Below are 18,565 nucleotides of genomic sequence, written 5' to 3' on the forward strand. Positions count from 1 at the left end.
GGGCGGGCTATCGCGGGGGGCGGGCCGGCGCCGGAGGCGGGTCAGCGCCGGACCACCGCCAGAGGACAGGGGGCGGTGTGGACGAGCTGCTCGCTGACCGAGCCGAAACGCCGTGCCAGGGTCAGGTGGACGCCGCCGATCCCGTGCGATCCGACCACCAGCAGCCCGGCGTGCGCGCCGAGCGCCGCGAGCTCCTGCGCGGGGGAGCCCCAGAGGGCCTCTTCGGCGACGTCCACCCGCGGGTCGGCGAGCGCCCGGCTCGTGAGGACGGCGCTCGACAACCGGCGGACGTGGTCGGGCACCCGCAGGTCGGTGTCCGGCACCGAACCGGCGCGCGCCCGCACGACGTGGATCAGCCGCAGCGGGACGTGCCGCTCCCGGGCCGCGTCGAACGCGAACCGCAGGGCGACGGCGGCCTCCCTCGACCCGTCCACTCCGACGACGACCGGGCCCCGCATGTGCGCGGTGCCCTCGGGGACGACCACGACCGGGCACCGGATCCGGCCCGCGACCTCGTAGGCCGTCGATCCCGTGCGGGCGCGCGCCCCGAGCCGGTCGCCGTGCCGGCCGAGCACGCCGAACCCGACCTGCTCGGTCTCGCGCAGCAGGACGTGGCCGGGATCGCCGTGCAGCAGGAGCGTGCGCGGCGGGGAGTCGGGGAAGGCCTCCTCGATCGCCTGGGCGGCGTCGATGAGGGCGTCGCGCCCGCGGTCCTCGGCCTTCGCTCGTTCGGCGTCCGGGACGGGCGGGACGACGTGCAGCAGTTGCAGCCTCAGCCGCCGCGTCCGCGCCTCGGCGGCGGCCCACAGCGCCGCGTCGAGGGCGCAGTGCGAACCGTCGATCCCCGCCAGGATGCCCTCGAACATCGCAGACCTCCCGCCGCCGGTGTCAGGATTCGTCGCGGTAGTCGGTGTCGCCCGCCTTGAGCTGGGCGGAGTAGGCGGCGGCCTGGGTGCGCCGGCTCATCCCGAGCTTGCCGAACAGGTTGGAGACGTAGTTCTTGACGGTCTTCTCCGCCAGGTGCATCCGCTCGCCGATCTGCCGGTTGGTCAGGCCCTCGCCGATCAGGTCGAGGATCTGGCGCTCCTGGTCGGTGAGGGCCGCCAGCGGGTCGCGGCGCTCCTGCCGGTGGCGGATGCGGGCGAGCATCCGGGCGGTGCTCTGCGGGTCGAGCAGCGACTGCCCGGACGCGACCGTCCGGACGGCCCCGACGAGGTCCGAACCGTGGATCTGCTTGAGCACGTAGCCCGCGGCACCGGCCATCACCGCGTCCATGAGCGCCTGGTCGTCGTCGAACGAGGTCAGCATGAGGCACGCCAGCCCCGGCATCCGGGAGCGGACCTCCCGGCAGACGGTGACGCCGTCGCCGTCCGGGAGCCGCACGTCCAGCACGGCCACGTCGGGGCGGACGGTCGGGATCCGGGCGATCGCGCTCTCCGCGGTGCCGGCCTCGCCGACGATCTCCAGGTCCGGCTCGGCCGACAGCAGCGCCGCCACGCCCCGGCGGACCACTTCGTGGTCGTCCACCAGGAACACCCGGATCGTGTGCGGGGTCTGCCGAGTGCCGGCCATCGACTCTCCTCGAACTCTGATCGGTAAGACTTTCCGACGCTAACCGGACATATGGCGAGTAGGAAGATGCGGCGGTGCCTGAGGATCAGGACCAAAGCCCCTTGCCGCGCGGACGGCTCCCGCTCGTCCTGCGGGAGCGCGCGCTCACGCGTGCGGAACGCGCGGCGCGGGCGGCGGGGGCGGCGCGGGCGGCGCGGGCGGCGGGGGCGGTGCGGGCGGGGCGATGGGGAAGCGGCGGCCGGTGAGCCGGTCGCAGTCCACGCGGACGACGCGTTCGAGCACGCCGTTCGCCCGCCGCGCGGGGAGCAGCCGCTCCAGCCGCGCCAGGTCGGCCGGATCGCGGACGGCCCGGACCCGCCCGACGGCGGTGACCGTCCACCCCCGCGGCCCCGCGCCGCCTCCGCCCTCGCTGCCTCCGCCTCCGCAGCCTCCGCCTCCGCCGCCCGCGCCGTCCCCGCTCGCCCCGCGGTCGCTCGCACGCGATCCCGGTGCGGAGGCGCGGGGCGGGACGGGCTCGAAGGCGTCGGTCTCGAACGCGACGACCGCGCCACCGCGCAGCGCCGCGTCCAGCCTCGTGCCGACGGTCGTGCGGAACACCACGCTCTGCCCGTCCAGCGCGAACGCGGCGGGCCAGACCGCGGGCAGCGCCTGCTCGGTGAACACCACCCTGCCGACGGGCACCGAGCCCATCAGCGCCAAACATTCGGCCCGTCCGAGCGCGTCTCGTTCGTCGTTCGCCAGCATGTCCCGGTCTCCGCCTCGTCCCGCCCCTGGGTTCCCTCCGGCCCGTGCCGCGCCGACGGCACGGGCCGCCGCGCCTCAGCCGAGTTTGGCCAGGCGCTCCTCGTACTCCTCGCCGTCGATCTCGCCGCGCGCGTAGCGCTCGGCGAGGATCTCGCGGGCGCGGGTCCTGCCGTCCGGGTCGGACGCGCGCGCACCACCGTCGTCCGGGCCACCGCCCGAACCACTGCCGGGACCGCCGCCCGAGCCGCGCCCCCGGCCGGCTCCCGCCCGCAGGACGGCCCAGACGGCCACGCCGATCACCAGCAGCCACAGAGTCATCATGATGGCCATCCAGAACCACGCCCATCCGGAGTCGTCGTATCCCATGTGTCCCCAGCGGCCACCGGGATCGGTGAGCAGCAGGGTCGTGAGCATCCTCATCGGGGCCTCCTCGGTCACCAGTTGAGCGGCGCGGCCGGGTAGCGGTCGTCGGCCGAGTGGAGCGAGCGCGCGTCCACCCGGACCACGCCCGCGACCTCCTCCACCGCGCGGACGAGCCGCTCGGCCGCCGCCCGGGAGGGCGCCGTGCCGCGCAGCATCACCACGCCCTGCTCGACCTGGACCCGGACGCCGGGCAGGTCGGCCAGCAGCTCGCGCGCGATCTGGTGGTGGAGGTCGGTGTCGGGCCGGGCGAACACGCGCAGCAGGTCCGAGCGGGTGACGATGCCGATCATGCGGCCGTCCGACGCCCGCACCACCGGCAGCTGGTTCACCCGGTACCGGCGCATCAGGTCGGCGGCCTCGCCGACCGTCTGCTCGGCGTGGACGGTGCGCGCCGGGGCGGTCATCAGCTCGGCCGCGGTCCCGGCGACCGCCCGGCGGTGCTCGTGGCCGTGCCGGCCGATCCCGACGCCCAGGACGGGCCGGGCGCGCAGGCCGGGAATCTCCTTCAGCACCAGGTCGGCGGACGACACCATGCCGCGCACGGCCCCGGCGGCGTCCACGACGGGCATCGCGTTGACGCGGTTCATCCGCATGGCCAGCAGCACCGTCTTGTAGGGGGTGTCGAGCGCCACCGCGACGACCCGCCGCGTCATGACGTCCTCGACCAGCGTCTTCGCAGGGTGTCCCATGACGACCTCCTTCGGCCGGTGCGGGGTCCCGTCCGGCGGGCGGTTCCCCGCCGCGCGGCCCGAGCGCCCACCTCCAGACTCGCCGCCCGGCCTCCCCTCCTCACGTGCCGAAAGTCCCCGGGCCGGCGGTCGCACGCGCTCGGAACCGACCCGAACGTCCCACCGCGCGCCTCCCCGGACGAACCCGAAGATTCCGCGGCCCGCGTCCCCGGACGAACCGGAAGATTCCGCGGCACGCGTCCCCGCGCGAATCCGGAGATTCTGCGGCACGCGTTCCCGAGCGAATTCGGAGATTCCGCGGCACGCGTCCCCGGACGGACCCGGAGATTCCGCGGCACGCGTTCCCGAGCGAAACCGGAGATTCGCTGCCGGAGGGCGCCGGTCGAACGCCGGGAAGTCCGGGACTTTGGTCGGTGGTCCGCGCGCCGGCGCTGACGAGACTGGAGGCAGAGGGGTCCGGCGCTGAGGAACGGACTCCCGGCAGGCGATGGGAGCCGACCACAGAGCGGCTAGCCCGGCCGGACCCCTCGTCCAGCGCCCCGGTGCTCCCTCCGCGCGGCGCCCCTCCCGAGATCCGCGCCGGAAAGGCGGCCAGCCATGAACACCCCGGACCACCGGCCCGTCCTCGTCGGGGTGGACGGTTCGCCGTCCGCCGACCGCGCGCTGGCCTGGGCGGCCGACGACGCCGAACGCCGAGGACGGCCGCTGCTCGTCGTCCACGCCCTCGAAGTGCCGCCCTACGACCTGCCTTTGCAGGCCCTGCCCGGCTTCGCCGGCTCGTTGCGCGAGGCGGCGACGCGGACGCTCGCGGAGGCGGAGCGCGCCGTGCGCGCGCGGACGCCGAAGGTCGAGGTGTCCACCGCGCTGGTGGAGGAGCACACGGTCCGCGCCCTGTGCGACCAAGCGGCGGACGCCCTGGAAGTCGTGGTCGGGCATCGCGGGCGGGGCGGGTTCGCCGGGATGATGCTGGGCTCGGCGAGCCTGCGCACCGCCGAACGGTCCCCGGCGCCGGTCGTGGTCGTCCGGGGCCCCGAAGGGGAGCACGATGTCGCGGACGGCGCCGAGCCCGGACGCCACGGTGAGGTCGTGGTCGGGCTGGCGCTGGACGGCGACGCCGCCCCGCTGGAGTTCGCGTTCGCCGAGGCCGCCGCGCGCGGCGCGCCGGTGCGGACCGTGCACGTCTCCGTCCCGCCCCGGCTCGCGGTGGACGCCATGCGGCAGACGGCCGACGACGAGCGGCTGCGGTGGGCGATGCTCGAAGCGCACGCGCCGCTGCGCAAGCGCTTCCCGGACGTGCGGGTCGACGAGACCGTCGTCTGGGACGACCCGGTGACCGCCCTGGTGGAGGCGTCCCGGACGGCGGGCCTGGTGGTCGTCGGACGCCGTCACCGCCCCGGCCCGACGTGGCGGGGGCTCGGCTCGGTCGGCCACGGCGTCCTGCACCACGCCGCCTGCCCGGTCGCGATCGTCCCGGCGCGAGCGTGACGAACCTCGTCCGGCCCGCCGGGGGAATCGCCCGCGGGCCGGCGGAGGACCAATGGCCGCCGGCTGAGGACGGACGGCCCGCTGACCGGCCGCGCCACCGGACGTAGACCGGACACAGACCCGCAAGCAGGCACCGTGCCCACTCCTGGACGGTTCGCATGGCAGAGGAAGAAGCGCGCGGAAGCGGATTCCGCGCCGGAACCCCGGACCCGACCTCCTACGACCGCGAGCGCGCCGCGTTCTCCTGGCGCCGGGCCCGCAAGGCGCTGGACGGCCTGCCCGGCGGGCGCGGCCTGAACATCGCGCACGAGGCGGTCGACCGGCACGCGTCCGGCCCCCGGGCGGACGTGACGGCACTCCGGTGCCTGCCGAAGAACGGCCCGCCCGTGGAACTCACCTACGCCGGCCTGCGGGAGCGGACCGGCCGGTTCGCCAACGTCCTTCGGGGACTGGGCGTGGGCCGGGGCGAGTCCGTCTTCTCCCTGCTCGGCCGCGAGCCCGCGCTGTACGTGAGCGCGCTCGGCACCCTGAAGAACACGAGCGTCTTCTGCCCGCTGTTCTCCGCGTTCGGGCCGGAGCCGATCCGCGAGCGGATGCGGCTCGGCGACGCGCGGGTGCTGGTGACCAGCGGCGAGCTGTACCGGCGGAAGGTCGCGCCGATCCGGGACGCCCTGCCGGGGCTGCGGCACGTCCTGGTCACCGGCCCGGACGAACCGCCCGGCACCGTCCGGCTGGACGCGCTCATGGACGCCGCCGACCCCGTGTTCGAGATCCCGCCGACCGACCCGGAGGAGATGGCGCTGCTGCACTTCACCAGCGGCACCACGGGCCGTCCCAAGGGCGCGGTCCACGTGCACGCCGCCGTGGTCGCGCACCGGGCCACCGCCGCCCACGCGCTGGACCTGCGGGAGAGCGACGTGTTCTGGTGCACCGCCGATCCCGGCTGGGTCACCGGCACCTCCTACGGGATCGTCGCGCCGCTCGTCCTGGGCGCGACCGTGGTCGCCGACGCGGCCGAGTTCGACCCGCGCCGCTGGTACCGGACGCTCGCCGAGCAGGGCGTGACCGTCTGGTACACCGCGCCGACCGCGCTGCGGATGCTGATGCGGCACGGCGTCGCGCTCGCCCGCGAGCACGACCTGTCGGCGCTGCGGTTCGTCGCCAGCGTCGGCGAGCCGCTCAACCCCGAGGTGGTGACCTGGGGCGCCGAGGCGTTCGGCACGCCGGTGCACGACAACTGGTGGCAGACCGAGACCGGCGCGATCATGATCTCCAACACCGCGGCGGCGCGGGTGCGGCCCGGCTCCATGGGCCGACCGCTGCCCGGGATCGAGGCGGCGCTGCTGGAGCGCGGCCCGGACGGCAGGGCGCTGGTGGACGCGCACGGCGGCGTCCGCGAGCTGGACGGCGCGGACGCCGAGGGCGAGCTGGCGCTGCGTCCCGGCTGGCCGTCGATGTTCCGCGGCTACCTGCACGACGACGCCCGCTACGCGGCCTGCTTCGCGGGCGGCTGGTACCTCAGCGGCGACATCGCCCGGCGCGACGCCGACGGCTACTACTGGTTCGTGGCGCGCGCCGACGACGTCATCAAGTCGGCCGGGCACCTGATCGGGCCGTTCGAGGTCGAGAGCGCGCTGATGGAGCATCCGGCGGTGGCCGAGGCGGGGGTGATCGGCAAGCCGGACCCGGTCGCGGGCGAGGTGGTCAAGGCGTTCGTGACGCTGCGGCCCGGCTACGCCCCGTCGGACGAGCTGCGCCGCGAGCTGGTCGGGTTCGCCCGCAAGCGGCTGGCCGCGCTCGCCCCCAAGGAGATCGACTTCGACCAGGACCTGCCGCACACCCGCAGCGGGAAGGTGATGCGCCGCCTGCTCAAGGCGCGCGAGCTGGGCCTCCCCGAGGGCGACGTGTCGACCGTGGAGGGACGGTCATGACCGCGGCACCCGAGCCCGTCCTCGACCGGATGCGCCGCCTGCACCGCGAGATGCTCCGCATCCGCCGCTTCGAGGAACGCTGCGTCGAGCTGTACAGCGCGGCCGAGATCCGCGGCTTCATGCACCTCGGCATCGGCGAGGAGGCGGTGGCCGTCGGCGTGACGGCCGTCCTCACCTCCGACGACGCGGTGGTGTCGACCTACCGCGAGCACGCGCACGCGCTGGCCCGCGGCATCCCGGCCACCGCGATCATGGCGGAGATGTTCGGCCGGGCCACCGGCTGCAGCCGGGGCCGGGGCGGCTCGATGCACCTGTTCGACGCGTCCGCCCGCTTCTACGGCGGCAACGCCATCGTCGGCGGCGGGCTGCCCGTCGCGGTCGGGCTGGCGCTGGCCGACCGGATGCGCGGCCTGGCCCGCGTCACCGCCTGCTTCTTCGGGGACGGCGCGGTCGCCGAGGGCGAGTTCCACGAGTGCCTGAACCTCGCCGCGCTGTGGCACCTGCCGGTGCTGTTCGTGTGCGAGAACAACCGGTACGCGATGGGGACGGCGCTGGAACGCGAGCACGCCCAGACCGACCTCGCGCTGCGCGCCGCGTCCTACGGGCTGGCCGCCTGGGCGGTGGACGGCATGGACGCCCCCGCCGTCGAGCAGGCGGCGGGCCGCGCGGCCGAGGCGATCCGCGCGGGCGGCGGGCCGTACTTCCTGGAGGCCCGCACCTACCGCTTCCGCGCCCACTCGATGTACGACCCGGACCGGTACCGGGACAAGGCGGAGATCGCGGACTGGAAGCGCCACGACCCCGTGGCGGCGCTCGCGGCCCGGCTCCGCGCCCTGGACGCCCTCGCCGGCGAGGACGAGGCGGACCTGGACAAGCGGATCGCGGCCGAGATCGACGAGGCCGTCGCCCGCGCGTCCGGGGCGCCGCTGGAGCCGGTCGAGGACCTGACCCGGTTCGTCTACTCGGAGGAGGCGGCACGCCCATGACGTCCAGCGGCTCCAGGACCCGTGACAAGAAGCCCGCCACGGCGAGGTCCGGCGAAGCGGCGGGCGGCGCCGGACCCGGCCGTCCGAGCGCGGACGGATCCGGACCGGCGCGTGCGAAGAGCGCGCAACGGACGGCCGGCGCCGCGCCCGGTGCGCGGACCAGCTACCGGGAGGCGATGCGCGCCGCGCTCCGCGAGGCGCTCGCCGCCGACGACCGCGTCTTCCTGATGGGCGAGGACGTCGGCCGCTACGGCGGGTGCTTCGCCGTCAGCCTCGGGCTGCTGGAGGAGTTCGGGCCCGAGCGCGTCCGCGACACCCCGCTGTCGGAGTCGGCGTTCGTCGGCGCGGGCATCGGCGCGGCGCTCGGCGGGCTCCGCCCGATCGTCGAGATCATGACGGTCAACTTCAGCCTGCTCGCGCTCGACCAGATCCTCAACAACGCCGCGACGCTGCTGCACATGTCGGGCGGCCAGCTCAACGTCCCGCTGGTGATCCGGATGACCACCGGCGCGGGCCGGCAGCTCGCCGCGCAGCACTCGCACAGCCTGGAGGGCTGGTACGCGCACATCCCCGGGCTGCGGATCCTCGCGCCCGCGACCGTCGCCGACGCGCGCGGCATGCTCGCCCCCGCGCTCGCCGACCCCGACCCGGTGCTGATCTTCGAGCACGGCGCGCTGTACAACGCCGAGGACGTCCTGCCCGCCGAGCCCGCGCCGGTCGGCATCGACCGCGCCGCCGTCCGGCGGCCCGGCGCCGACGTCACCCTGGTCACCTACGGCGGGATGCTGCCCCGCACGCTGGCCGCCGCCGACCGGCTCGCCGCCGGCGGCGTGGACGCCGAGGTGATCGACCTGCGCGTGCTGCGCCCGCTGGACGACGCGACGGTGACGGCGTCGGTGGCGCGCACGCACCGGGCCGTCCTGGTGGACGAGGCGTGGCGGTCGGGCAGCCTGTCCGCCGAGATCAGCGCCCGGATCACCGAGCAGGTGTTCTACGAGCTGGACGCGCCGGTCGGCCGGGTCTGCGGCGCGGAGGTCCCCACCCCCTACGCGCGGCACCTGGAGGAGGCCGCGCTGCCGTCCCCGGAGGCGATCGCGGAGGCGGCGCGCAGGGCGGTGCGCGGCGATGCCTGAGTTCCGGATGCCCTCGCTCGGCGCGGACATGGACGAGGGCACCCTGACGCAGTGGCTCGTCCACCCCGGAGACGAGGTCCACAGGGGCGACGTCGTGGCCGTGGTGGAGACCGCCAAGGCCGACATCGAGGTCGAGTGCTTCGCCGACGGGACGGTGGACCGGCTGCTGGTCGAACCGGGCGCCACCGTCCCGGTCGGGACGCCGCTGGCGGTCATCGGCGCGGGCGGGCGCACGGCGCCTCCGGAACCCGCGGCGGCCCCGGCGGAACCGGCCCGTCCGGCCGTCCCGGAACCAGCGCAGGCGCCGGCACCGGAGCCGGCACCGCAGCCGACACCGGAGCCGGCACCGCAGCCGGTGCACGTGCCGTCTGCGCCGGTGGCGACGCCGCTCGTCCGGCGTCTCGCCACCGATCTCGGCGTCGATCTGGCCGCGGTCAAGGGCAGCGGTCACGACGGGCGGGTCGTCCGGGCGGATGTGGAGCGGGCCGCCCGGCGGACGCGTCCCGCCGGACGTCCGGCTGCGCGTCCGGTCGCAGCGGTGCCCGAACGCCCAGCCGAGCATCCAGCCGAGCATCCCGCCGGGCGCCCTGCCGAGCATCCCGCCGGGCGGCCTGCCGGGCGGCCCGGCCGCAGGCGGGTCACGCCGCTCGCGCGGCGGCTCGCCGGGGAGCGGGGGATCGACCTCGCCACCGTCGTCGGCACCGGGGCGCACGACACCGTCCTCGCCGCCGACGTCCGCCACGCGGCGGCCCCGGCGGCCGAGGCGTCCGCGCCGTCCGGGAAGGCGTCCGCGCCGTCCGGGAAGGCGTCCGCGCCGGTGGGGAAGCCCTCGGCGCTGTCCGGGAAGGCGTCCGCGCCGACCGCCGGGCCGTCCGCAACGGTCGCCGGAGGGCGCGGTCCGGACCGCAAGGCCGCGATGCGGCTGGCCATCGGACGGTCGATGGCCAGGTCGAAGCGGGAGATCCCGCACTACTACCTCAGCACGACCATCGACATGGGGCCCGCGCTGGACTGGCTGCGCGAGCACAACCGCGGCGTGCCGGTGTCGCGGCGGCTGGTGCCCGCCGCGCTGCTGCTGTGCGCGTCTGCCCGCGCCGCGCGCGAGGTGCCGGAGCTGAACGGCCACTGGATCGACGACGCGTTCGTCCCGGGCGAAGGGGTGCACCTGGGCGTCACGGTGGCGCTGCGCGAGGGAGGGCTGACCACGCCCGTGCTGCGCGACGCCGCCGGCCTGCCGCCCGAGGACGTCATGTCCCGGCTCAAGGACCTGGTCCGGCGTGCCCGCACCGGGCGGCTGCGCGGCTCGGAGATGGACGGCGCGACCCTCACCGTCACCGACCTCGGCGACCAGGGCGTGGAGTCGGTGACCGGCGTGATCCACCCGCCGCAGGTCGCCCTGCTCGGGTTCGGCGCCGTCCGGGAGCGGCCGTGGGCGGTGGACGGCCTGCTCGGCGTGCGGCCCCTGGTCACCGCGACGCTCTCGGGCGACCACCGCGCCAGTGACGGACGGACCGGGGCGCGCCTCCTGACGGCGCTGGACCGGCTGCTGCGACACCCGGAGGAACTGTGAACGAGAACCAGGCGCGCGCCCTCGTGCTGGACGCGCTGGCGAAGGTCGCGCCCGACGTCGACACGGCCGACGTGTCCGGCGGGGCGGACCTGCGCGACGACCTCGGACTGGACTCGATGGACTTCCTCGCCTTCGTCGAGCTCGTCAGCGAGTCCGGCGGCTGCGCCATCGACGAGGACGACTACCCCGCGGTCTCCACCGTGGACGGCTGCGTCGACCACCTGGTGGCCGTGTCCGGGGGAGGGGGACGCGATGCCGACGGTGGCTGACCTGCTGGAACGGTTCCGGCCGTCCGCCGCGCCGGGAGCGCCCGCCGCGGCCGTCCCCGCCGACCGCCGGACGCTGCTGGCCGCCGAGCTCGAACCGGTCTTCGCCCTGCTCGCGCCCGCCGAATCCGAGTGCGCGCGCGTCCTGGCGGCGGCCGAGCGGGACGCGGCGGACCTGCGCGCGAACGCGCGCCGCGAGGCGGACGGCATCGTCGCCGGGGCCCGCGCGCGTGAGAGCGCCGAACGGGATGCGGGGGCCGCGCACGCGCGCGACTCCGCCCGCGCCGACTCCGAGCGCGTTCTCGCCGCGGCGAACGCGGAGGCCGAGCGGATCCGGCGAACCGCCGCCCGGCGAACTCCCGTCCTGGCCACCCGCGCCGCGGCGGCCGTCCGCGCCCTCGCCGAGGCCGGCCACGCATGAACTCCCGCCCCGAAGGAGCACGACCATGACCCCCGCCCGGGCACGCCCCCTCGCCCGAGCCCACCCCCACCCCCCGCCCCGCCCAGGCCCCTCGCAACCGCCCGAGCAGCCACATGACACCCCGCGAGGCGCTAGCGGGACGCGCGGAGGTTGCGAGACGCGCGGCGGTAGCAGGACGCGAGGTGATCGCGGGTTGCGCGGCGTTTCCAGGACGCGCGGCAGTTGCGGGTTGTGGGGCGTTTGCGGGTTGCGCGGAGGTAGCGGGATGCGCGGCGGTTGCGGGGTGCGCGGCAGTTGCGGGTTGTGGGGCGTTTGCGGGTGGCGGGGCGGTTGCGGGGGGCGGGTGTGAGGGCTTCTTGGGTTGGGGGGAGCGTGCGGGCGCGGGGGTTGGCGCGGCGGGCGTTGGGGGCGGGACGGGCCCGGATGCTCGCCGGTTCCGCGTCGTCGGCCGAGGCGCTCGCGGGGCTGGCGGCGACCTCGTACGGTGCGCGGGTCGCGCGGGCCGGGGATCTGGCGGATGCGCAGCACGCCGTCTCGGCCACGCTGGTGTGGCATCTGCGGGTGCTGGCGGGCTGGCTGCCCGAGCCGGGGGTGCGGCTGCTGCGGGCGCTGGCGGCGGAGTTCGAGCTCGCCAACCTCGACGGCCTGATGGAACGCGCGGACGGGCGGCCCGCCGAGCCGGAGTTCGTCCTCGGTTCGCTGGAGACGGCGTGGCGGCGGCTGCGCGACGCGTCCGGCCGGGCGGGGCTGCGCGAGCGGCTGGCCGCCTCGGCGTGGGGTGATCCCGGCTCGGACGATCCGTACGCGATCCGGCTGTTCCTGCGGCTCCGTGCGGCCGAACGGCTGGCGGCGCGGTCGGCGCAAGCCCGCCCATGGGCGCTGGGCACGGCGGCGGTGCTGGTCGCGGGGGAACGCTTCGGGACGGGGCGTCCGCTGCCGTCCGGGGCGGGGGAGCGGGCGGCGGTGCTGCTGGGGCGCGGCTGCCCGACCGCGAGCGACCTGCCGCGGCTGATCGAGCGGCTGCCACGCGCGGCGCGCTGGCCACTGGCCGGCCTGGAGGACCCGGCGGAGCTCTGGCGGGCGCGAACCCGCTGGTGGCGGCGCGTCGACCGGGACGCGCGGAGCCTCGCCGCGTCGTCCGCGGCGGACGCCAGGCCGGTCCTCGGGGCGGCGGCGCTGCTGCTCGTCGACGCCCACCGCGTCCGCGCGGCCCTGGAGACGGCGGCGCGCGGCGGCGGGGACCTGGAGGCCTACGATGCGCTGGTCTGACCGGCTCGTCCCGGTGCGGATGACGCGGGTCGCGGTCGTCGCCCCCGCCGTCCGGCTGCGGGACGTGCTGGCCGAGACGGCCGCGTCCGGCCTGGTGGAGCCGGACGAACCGGACGAACCGGACGCCGGCCCCGGCGAGCCGCCCGCGCCCGGCGCGGCGGCGGCGCTGCTCCGCGCGCTCGGCGGCTCGGGTGGAGCCGTCCCGGCGCTCGGCGCCGGCGCCGAGGAACCCGAGGAGCTGGCGCGGCGCGGACGGCTGGATCTGCTGGCGGGCGAGGCCCAGCTCGAAGGCCGCGCGTCGGCCGCCTTCCGCCGCGGTGACGTGGCCGCGGTGGTGGGGTGGGTGCCGGAGCCGGACCGTCCCGCGCTCGCGGCCCGCCTCGCCCGGGTCGGCGGCGGGGCGGTGCCGCTGCCGTCCCCGCGCGGCCTGGAACCGCCCACCCTGCTCCCGCGCCCGACCGGCGCGGACGGGCGGACCGGGATGCGCGCCTCGCTGGCGCCGCTCGTGGAGACCTACGGCACCGTGCCGTACCGGGACCTGGACCCGACGGTCCCGGCGGCCGTCGCCTACGTCCTGATGTTCGGGGCGATGTTCGGCGACGCCGGGCACGGCCTGATGCTCGTCGCCGCCGGAGCGCTGCTGCTGGCCGGACGGCCCCGCAGGGCGGCCGGGCTCCGGCGGGCCTGGCCGTTCCTGATCGGGGCGGGCGCCGCCGCGACGTTGTTCGGCTTCCTGTACGGGGAGTTCTTCGGGCCGACCGGCGTCGTGCCGCGCCTGTGGCTGGATCCGGTGGACGAGCCCGTCCCGCTGCTGCTGGCGGCGACCGGCGCCGGGGCCGTGCTGCTGGCCGGGGCCTACGCGGTCGGCGTGGCCGACCGGCTGCGCGAGGGCGGCTGGCCGCTGGTGCTGTACCAGCCGTCCGGGCTGGCCGGGGCGGCGGCGTTCCTCGGTCTGGGCGCGCTCGCGGCCGGCATCTACCTGGGGATCGCGGTGCCGGCCGTCCTCGGCGCGGTGGCCGCGCTGGCCGGGCTGGGACTGGCGTTCGCGGGTTTCCGCGCGTCCTCCGGCGGCGGGGGCACCGGCTGGGCGCAGGCGGCCGTCGAGCTGTTCGACCTGGTCACGCGGCTCGGCGCGAACCTGCTGTCGTTCGCGCGGCTGGCGGCCTTCGGGCTCACCCACGCCGCGCTGGCCGCCGTGGTGTGGAGCGGAACGGTCGCGCTGTGGACGCGCGGCGGCCTCGGCCCGGTCGCGGCCGCCGCTCTGTTCGCCGCCGGGACCGCGCTGACGTTCTCGCTGGAGGCGCTGGTCGCCGGGGTCCAGGCGCTGCGGCTGGAGTACTACGAGCTCTTCTCCCGGATCTTCCTGACCCAGGGACGGCCCTTCCGGCCCTGGCACATCCCTCTCGCACGACAGGAGGTGGACGTCGGTGTCCACTGAGGTCCGCGCCGCCACGGCCGTGGTCGAGGCGGCGGCGAAGCACGACTGGGCCCCGATGATCGGGGCCGGCATCGCGGTCGGGGCGGCGTCCATCGCCGCCGGGATCGCGGTGGCCTACACCGGCGCGGCGGCGCTCGCCGCGCTCAGCGAGCGGCCCGAGCTGTTCGGCCGGGCGATGGTCATCGTCGGGCTGGCCGAGGGCATCGCCATCTACGGCCTGATCATGGGCATCATCCTCGTCGGGAAGGCGTGACGGGATGCCGGTCGTCGCCGTGCTCGGGGAACGGGTCCGGATCGAGGGTTACGGCCTGGCGGGCGCGCTGGTGCTGCCCGCCGAGGACGCGGCGGCCGTCACCGCGGCCTGGGACGCCCTGCCCGGCGAAGCCGCCATCGTGATCCTCACCGCGCGCGCCGCGGCGGCGTTGGGGCCGCGGCGGACGGCCCGTCCGGGCGTCCTGACGGCGGTGCTGCCGTGAGAGCGCGGGCCGCGGACCGCGCGGTCGAAAGGACGCTGCCGAAGGGCGGGCCGGCGGCTATGCAGGCGGCGGCCCGCCCGGTCGCGGAGGCGCTGCTGGACGAGGCGCGACGGCGGGCGGCGGAGACCGTCGCCCGGGCGCGCGCCGAGGCCGACGCCGCGGTCGCCGCCGCGCACCGGCGGGCCGAGACGATCCTCGACCGGGCGCGCGCCGCCGGACGCGCCGAGGGAGCGGCCCTTGCCGGGGCCGACCGCGCGGACGCCCGGGACCGCGCCCGCCGCCTCGTCCTGGAGGCCCGGCGGCGCGTGTACGACGAGCTCGCCGCGCGCGTCCGCGAAGAGATGGGCGACCCGGCGCTGCGACCCGTCCTGGACGCAGTGGTCCGGCACCGGCTCGGCCCGGGCGCCGAGATCGTCCCGGCCCCGGGCGGCGGCGTCACCGGACGGGCCGGCGGCCGGGAGCTCGACCTGTCCGCGGCCGCGCTCGCCGAGGCGGCGCTGGCCGCGCTGGGAACGGAGACGGAGGAGCTGTGGAGCCCACGGTCCGGCGCGTGAACGGGCCCTTGGTGGAGGTCGCCGGGACGCGCGGAGCGGCCATGCGCGCGCTGGTCGAGCTCGGCGCGGACCGGCTGCCCGGCGAGGTGGTGGCCCGCGACGGCGACACCGCCACCGTCCAGGCCTACGAGTACACCGGCGGTCTCGCGCCGGGCGCCCCGGCCGGGCTGGTCGGCCGGCCGCTGTCGGTGCGGCTGGGCGAGCACCTCCTCGGCGGCGTCTACGACGGGCTGCTGCGGCCTTTGACGTCCGCCGGGATCTGGCTGGACCCGGCGCGGAGGGCGTCCGCCGCCGGCGCCTCCGCGTCCTCCGGCCCGGGCGATGACGGCGCGGGGGAGTGGTGGCCGGTGCGCACGCCGCGCCCGCACGCCGGACGGCTCGACCTGGCCGTCCCGCTGCGCACCGGGCAGCGCGTGCTGGACCTGCTGTTCCCCGTCCCCCGCGGCGGCGCGGTCGCCGTCCCCGGCGGCTTCGGCACCGGCAAGACCGTCCTGCTCCAGCAGATCGCCAAGTGGTGCGACGCCGACGTGATCGTCTACGTGGGCTGCGGCGAGCGCGGCAACGAGATGGCCGAGGTGCTGGCCCGGCTCGGCGAGCTCACCGATCCGCGCACCGGCGGGCGGCTCGCCGACCGCACCGTCGTGATCGCCAACACGTCCAACATGCCGATGATGGCGCGCGAGGCGAGCGTGCACAGCGGCGTCGCCGTCGCCGAGTACTTCCGCGACCTCGGCCGGGACGCGGTGGTGATCGCGGACTCGACCTCGCGCTGGGCCGAGGCGCTGCGCGAGTTCGCCTCGCGCGGCGGCGACCTGCCGGCCGAGGAGGGCTATCCCGCCGCGCTGCCGTCCCAGCTCGCCGCCTTCTACGAACGCGCCGGGCGGGTCCGCACCCGCGCGGGCGGCGAGGGGTCGGTGACCATCGTCGGCGCGGTGTCCCCGCCCGGCGGCGACCTCACCGAGCCGGTCACCGCCTACACGCGGCGCTTCGTCCGCGCGGTGTGGGGGCTGGACCGGTCGCTCGCCTACTCGCGGCACTACCCGGCGGTGTCCTGGGCCGAGTCGTTCGCCCGCGACACCGGCGCGGTCGCGCGCTGGCACGCCGCGCACGGCGACCCCGCCTGGGCGGGCCGCCGCGCCCGGCTCGTCGGGCTGCTGGCCGAGGCCGACCGGCTCGCGGCGCTCGCCGAGCTGGTCGGGCGCACCGGCCTGCCGCCGCGCGAACGCGGCGTCCTGCTGGCCGGACGGCTCGTCCGCGAGGGCGTGCTGCAACAGAGCGCCCTCAGCGAGACCGACGCGAGCTGCTCGGCCGACCGGGCGGCGGCCCTCGCCGACGCGGTGCTCGACGTCGCCGACCTGGTCCTCGACCTGATGAGCGGGGGGACACCGCCGGAGGCCGTCGAGGGAGTCGACCTGTCCCCGCTCGCGCGCGCCCGCGAGGAGGCCGCCGCCGTCGCCGACGTGCGGCTGCGCCGCGACCGGACGCTCGCGGCGCTGAAGGAGGCGGCGACCTGATGGCCGGGCCGAGCGACGGAACCGCACTGGGCCGGACGGCGTTCACGGGCGCGAGCGAGCTGCGCGGACCGCTGCTCGTGCTGCGCGGCGCGGGCGGGATCGGCTGGGACGAGTTCGCCGACATCTCCACCGGCGCCGGCCGCAGGCACGGCCTGGTCCTCGACACCTCGGCCGACCGGGTGGTGCTCCAGGTGCTGGAGGGCACCGCCGGGATGAGCCCGGAGGACACCGCCGTCGCCTTCACCGGCGGGCCGCTGCGGGTGCCGGTCGGGACCGCCTGGCTCGGCCGGACCTGCGACGGTCTCGGCCGTCCTCTCGACGGCGGGCCGCCGGTGCTCGCGGACGCCACCGCGCCCGTGGCCGGACGCCCCCTCAACCCGGTGCACCGCGCCACGCCCGCCGAGCCCGTCCTGACCGGGATCTCGGCCGTGGACGCCTTCACGACCCTCGCCCGCGGCCAGAAGCTGCCGATCTTCTCCGTCGCCGGGCTGCCGCATCTGGAGCTCGCCGCGCAGATCGCCGCGCAGGCCGGCACCGGCGGCGCCGCCGGCACCGGCGACGGCGCGGAGGGCTTCTGCGTGGTGTTCGCCGCGATGGGGCTCGGCCACGCCGACGCCGAGGCCGTCCGGCGCGCGCTGGCGGACCGGGCCGCGGCGGACGAGCTGGTCATGGTGCTCAACCTCGCCGACGCGCCCGTGATCGAGCGCGTCCTCACCCCGCGCGTGGCGCTGACCGTCGCCGAGGACCTCGCCTTCCGCGCCGGACGGCACGTCCTGGTCGTGATGGGGGACATGACGTCCTACTGCGAGGCGCTGCGCGAGGTCTCGTCGGCGCGCGGCGAGATCCCCGCCCGCCGCGCCTACCCCGGCTACCTCTACAGCGACCTGGCCTCCCTCTACGAGCGGTGCGGACGGATCGGGGGCCGTCCGGGCTCGGTCACGCTGCTGCCGTTCCTGACGATGCCCGCCGGGGACATCACCCACCCGGTGCCCGACCTGACCGGTTACATCACCGAAGGGCAGATCGTGCTGTCGCCGGAGCTGTACGCGCGCGGCGTGGATCCGCCCGTGGACGCGCTCGGCTCGCTGTCGCGGCTGATGCGCGAGGCCGCCGGGCCCGGCCGGACCAGGACCGACCATCTGGACGTGGCGGCCCAGGCCATCGGGGCGCTCGCCCGCGCCCGCCAGGTGCGCGACCTGGCCGAACTCGTCGGGGAGACCGCGCTCACCGGCACCGACCGCGCCTACCTGGCGTTCGAGCGCGCCTGCGAGGAGACCCTCGTCTCCCAGGGCCGCGCCGAGCACCGCGGCCTGCCGGACACGCTCGACCGCGCCTGGCGAGCCCTCGGCGAACTGCCGCGCCGGGAACTGACGATGCTCCCGCAGGCGGCCCTGGACGCGTACTACCGGCCTGCCGACGCCGAGACGGCTTCGTCCGAGGCGCCCCTCGAAGGGGGGACGCCGTGACGCCGGTCCCGCCGGGCCGGGCCGGACGGCTCTGGTTGCGGCAGCGCATCGGCACCGCCGAACGGGCCGTCGGCCTGCTGCGGCAGAAGCTCGCCGCGCTGACGGCCGAGCGGGACGCCCGCCGCCGCGCCCTTCAGGCGGCCGAGCAGGCCTGGCGGGAACGGGCGGACGAGGCGGACCGCTCGATGCTGCGCGCGGCGCTCCTCGACGGACGCCGGACGCTGGCGCTGGCCGCGCGGGACCCGGTTCCGGTCACCGTCGAGCACGGCATGCTGCTCGGGGTCGTCCTGCCCGCGCGGGCCGTCCTGGGGCCGGAGCCGGACGTGCCGTCCCGCGTGCCGGACGGCGCGGCGCTCGAACCGGCCCGCCGGAGCGCGCGGGCCGCGATGGAGGCGGGCGCCGCCCGGGCCGTCGCGGACGGCGCGCTCGCGGCCCTGGACGCCGAGATCGAGGCCACCCGGTGGCGGCTGCGCGCGATCGAGCACCGCCGCCTGCCCGAGCTCCGCGCCGCGCTCGCGCGGGTCGAGCTGACCCTGGAGGAGCGCGAACGCGAGGACGGCGCGAGGCTGCGCCGCGCCACGGCCGAGCCGGAACGATCCATCGATGCGAGAGGTGAGCATTCGTGAAC

The 18,565-nt window shown here is 77.0% G+C and carries 20 protein-coding genes; 15 read left to right on the forward strand and 5 right to left on the reverse strand.

Annotation, left to right across the window (positions count from 1 at the left end):
- Positions 1-41 precede the first annotated feature (41 nt).
- From ACFPCY_RS07025 to ACFPCY_RS07045, 5 genes are all read right to left on the reverse strand, one after another.
- Positions 42-866: a universal stress protein gene (locus tag ACFPCY_RS07025; RefSeq protein WP_378252806.1), complete on the reverse strand. Its 825-nt coding sequence runs from the start codon at positions 864-866 to the stop codon at positions 42-44.
- A gap of 22 nt (positions 867-888) precedes the next feature.
- Complete coding sequence (locus tag ACFPCY_RS07030; RefSeq protein WP_378252807.1) at positions 889-1,572, reverse strand: response regulator; 684 nt, start codon at positions 1,570-1,572, stop codon at positions 889-891.
- Positions 1,573-1,716: 144 nt separating this feature from the next.
- Positions 1,717-2,316, reverse strand: coding sequence for a pyridoxamine 5'-phosphate oxidase family protein (locus ACFPCY_RS07035; protein WP_378252808.1), 600 nt, complete (start codon positions 2,314-2,316; stop codon positions 1,717-1,719).
- A 75-nt stretch (positions 2,317-2,391) separates the two neighbouring features.
- Complete coding sequence (locus ACFPCY_RS07040) at positions 2,392-2,736, reverse strand: SHOCT domain-containing protein (protein ID WP_378252809.1); 345 nt, start codon at positions 2,734-2,736, stop codon at positions 2,392-2,394.
- Positions 2,737-2,750: 14 nt separating this feature from the next.
- On the reverse strand, positions 2,751-3,428 hold the full coding sequence (locus tag ACFPCY_RS07045) for a CBS domain-containing protein (protein WP_378252810.1): 678 nt from the start codon (positions 3,426-3,428) through the stop codon (positions 2,751-2,753).
- A 597-nt stretch (positions 3,429-4,025) separates the two neighbouring features.
- Here ACFPCY_RS07045 and ACFPCY_RS07050 point away from each other — a divergent pair.
- The 15 genes from ACFPCY_RS07050 to ACFPCY_RS07120 all read left to right on the forward strand — a co-directional run bounded on the left by ACFPCY_RS07050 (position 4,026) and on the right by ACFPCY_RS07120 (position 18,563).
- On the forward strand, positions 4,026-4,913 hold the full coding sequence (locus tag ACFPCY_RS07050) for a universal stress protein (protein ID WP_378252811.1): 888 nt from the start codon (positions 4,026-4,028) through the stop codon (positions 4,911-4,913).
- 158 nt (positions 4,914-5,071) lie between these two features.
- The gene (acsA, locus tag ACFPCY_RS07055; protein ID WP_378252812.1) at positions 5,072-6,844 is read left to right on the forward strand and encodes an acetate--CoA ligase; all 1,773 of its coding nucleotides are present in this window, start codon (positions 5,072-5,074) and stop codon (positions 6,842-6,844) included.
- A complete protein-coding gene (pdhA, locus tag ACFPCY_RS07060; RefSeq protein ID WP_378252813.1) occupies positions 6,841-7,830 on the forward strand; it encodes a pyruvate dehydrogenase (acetyl-transferring) E1 component subunit alpha in 990 nt (329 codons plus the stop codon). The genes acsA and pdhA overlap by 4 nt, the downstream gene beginning before the upstream one ends.
- On the forward strand, positions 7,827-8,963 hold the full coding sequence (locus ACFPCY_RS07065; protein WP_378252814.1) for an alpha-ketoacid dehydrogenase subunit beta: 1,137 nt from the start codon (positions 7,827-7,829) through the stop codon (positions 8,961-8,963). Before pdhA ends, ACFPCY_RS07065 begins: the two co-directional genes overlap by 4 nt.
- The gene (locus ACFPCY_RS07070; RefSeq protein WP_378252815.1) at positions 8,956-10,533 is read left to right on the forward strand and encodes a 2-oxo acid dehydrogenase subunit E2; all 1,578 of its coding nucleotides are present in this window, start codon (positions 8,956-8,958) and stop codon (positions 10,531-10,533) included. Before ACFPCY_RS07065 ends, ACFPCY_RS07070 begins: the two co-directional genes overlap by 8 nt.
- Positions 10,530-10,802 carry an acyl carrier protein gene (locus ACFPCY_RS07075; RefSeq protein WP_378252816.1) on the forward strand — a complete coding sequence of 91 codons (273 nt, stop codon included), beginning with the start codon at positions 10,530-10,532 and terminating at the stop codon, positions 10,800-10,802. Before ACFPCY_RS07070 ends, ACFPCY_RS07075 begins: the two co-directional genes overlap by 4 nt.
- On the forward strand, positions 10,786-11,220 hold the full coding sequence (locus ACFPCY_RS07080; protein ID WP_378252817.1) for a hypothetical protein: 435 nt from the start codon (positions 10,786-10,788) through the stop codon (positions 11,218-11,220). The genes ACFPCY_RS07075 and ACFPCY_RS07080 overlap by 17 nt, the downstream gene beginning before the upstream one ends.
- Positions 11,221-11,643: 423 nt before the next feature.
- Positions 11,644-12,489, forward strand: coding sequence for a hypothetical protein (locus ACFPCY_RS07085; protein ID WP_378252818.1), 846 nt, complete (start codon positions 11,644-11,646; stop codon positions 12,487-12,489).
- Positions 12,476-13,927 carry a V-type ATPase 116kDa subunit family protein gene (locus ACFPCY_RS07090; RefSeq protein WP_378252819.1) on the forward strand — a complete coding sequence of 484 codons (1,452 nt, stop codon included), beginning with the start codon at positions 12,476-12,478 and terminating at the stop codon, positions 13,925-13,927. The genes ACFPCY_RS07085 and ACFPCY_RS07090 overlap by 14 nt, the downstream gene beginning before the upstream one ends.
- Positions 13,917-14,180: an ATP synthase subunit C gene (locus tag ACFPCY_RS07095; protein WP_378252820.1), complete on the forward strand. Its 264-nt coding sequence runs from the start codon at positions 13,917-13,919 to the stop codon at positions 14,178-14,180. Before ACFPCY_RS07090 ends, ACFPCY_RS07095 begins: the two co-directional genes overlap by 11 nt.
- Positions 14,181-14,184: 4 nt before the next feature.
- Positions 14,185-14,403, forward strand: a complete 219-nt coding sequence (locus ACFPCY_RS07100) for a hypothetical protein (protein ID WP_378252821.1) — start codon at positions 14,185-14,187, stop codon at positions 14,401-14,403.
- Positions 14,400-14,957: a hypothetical protein gene (locus ACFPCY_RS07105; RefSeq protein ID WP_378252822.1), complete on the forward strand. Its 558-nt coding sequence runs from the start codon at positions 14,400-14,402 to the stop codon at positions 14,955-14,957. Before ACFPCY_RS07100 ends, ACFPCY_RS07105 begins: the two co-directional genes overlap by 4 nt.
- A complete protein-coding gene (locus ACFPCY_RS07110) occupies positions 14,954-16,471 on the forward strand; it encodes a V-type ATP synthase subunit A (protein WP_378252823.1) in 1,518 nt (505 codons plus the stop codon). The genes ACFPCY_RS07105 and ACFPCY_RS07110 overlap by 4 nt, the downstream gene beginning before the upstream one ends.
- A complete protein-coding gene (locus ACFPCY_RS07115; protein WP_378252824.1) occupies positions 16,471-17,937 on the forward strand; it encodes a V-type ATP synthase subunit B in 1,467 nt (488 codons plus the stop codon). Before ACFPCY_RS07110 ends, ACFPCY_RS07115 begins: the two co-directional genes overlap by 1 nt.
- Positions 17,934-18,563 (forward strand): V-type ATP synthase subunit D, encoded by a 630-nt coding sequence (locus tag ACFPCY_RS07120; RefSeq protein ID WP_378252825.1) that lies wholly within the window; start codon positions 17,934-17,936, stop codon positions 18,561-18,563. The genes ACFPCY_RS07115 and ACFPCY_RS07120 overlap by 4 nt, the downstream gene beginning before the upstream one ends.
- Positions 18,564-18,565: the final 2 nt, after the last annotated feature.

Source organism: Actinomadura gamaensis (genome assembly GCF_042652125.1).
GTDB lineage: Bacteria > Actinomycetota > Actinomycetes > Streptosporangiales > Streptosporangiaceae > Spirillospora > Spirillospora gamaensis.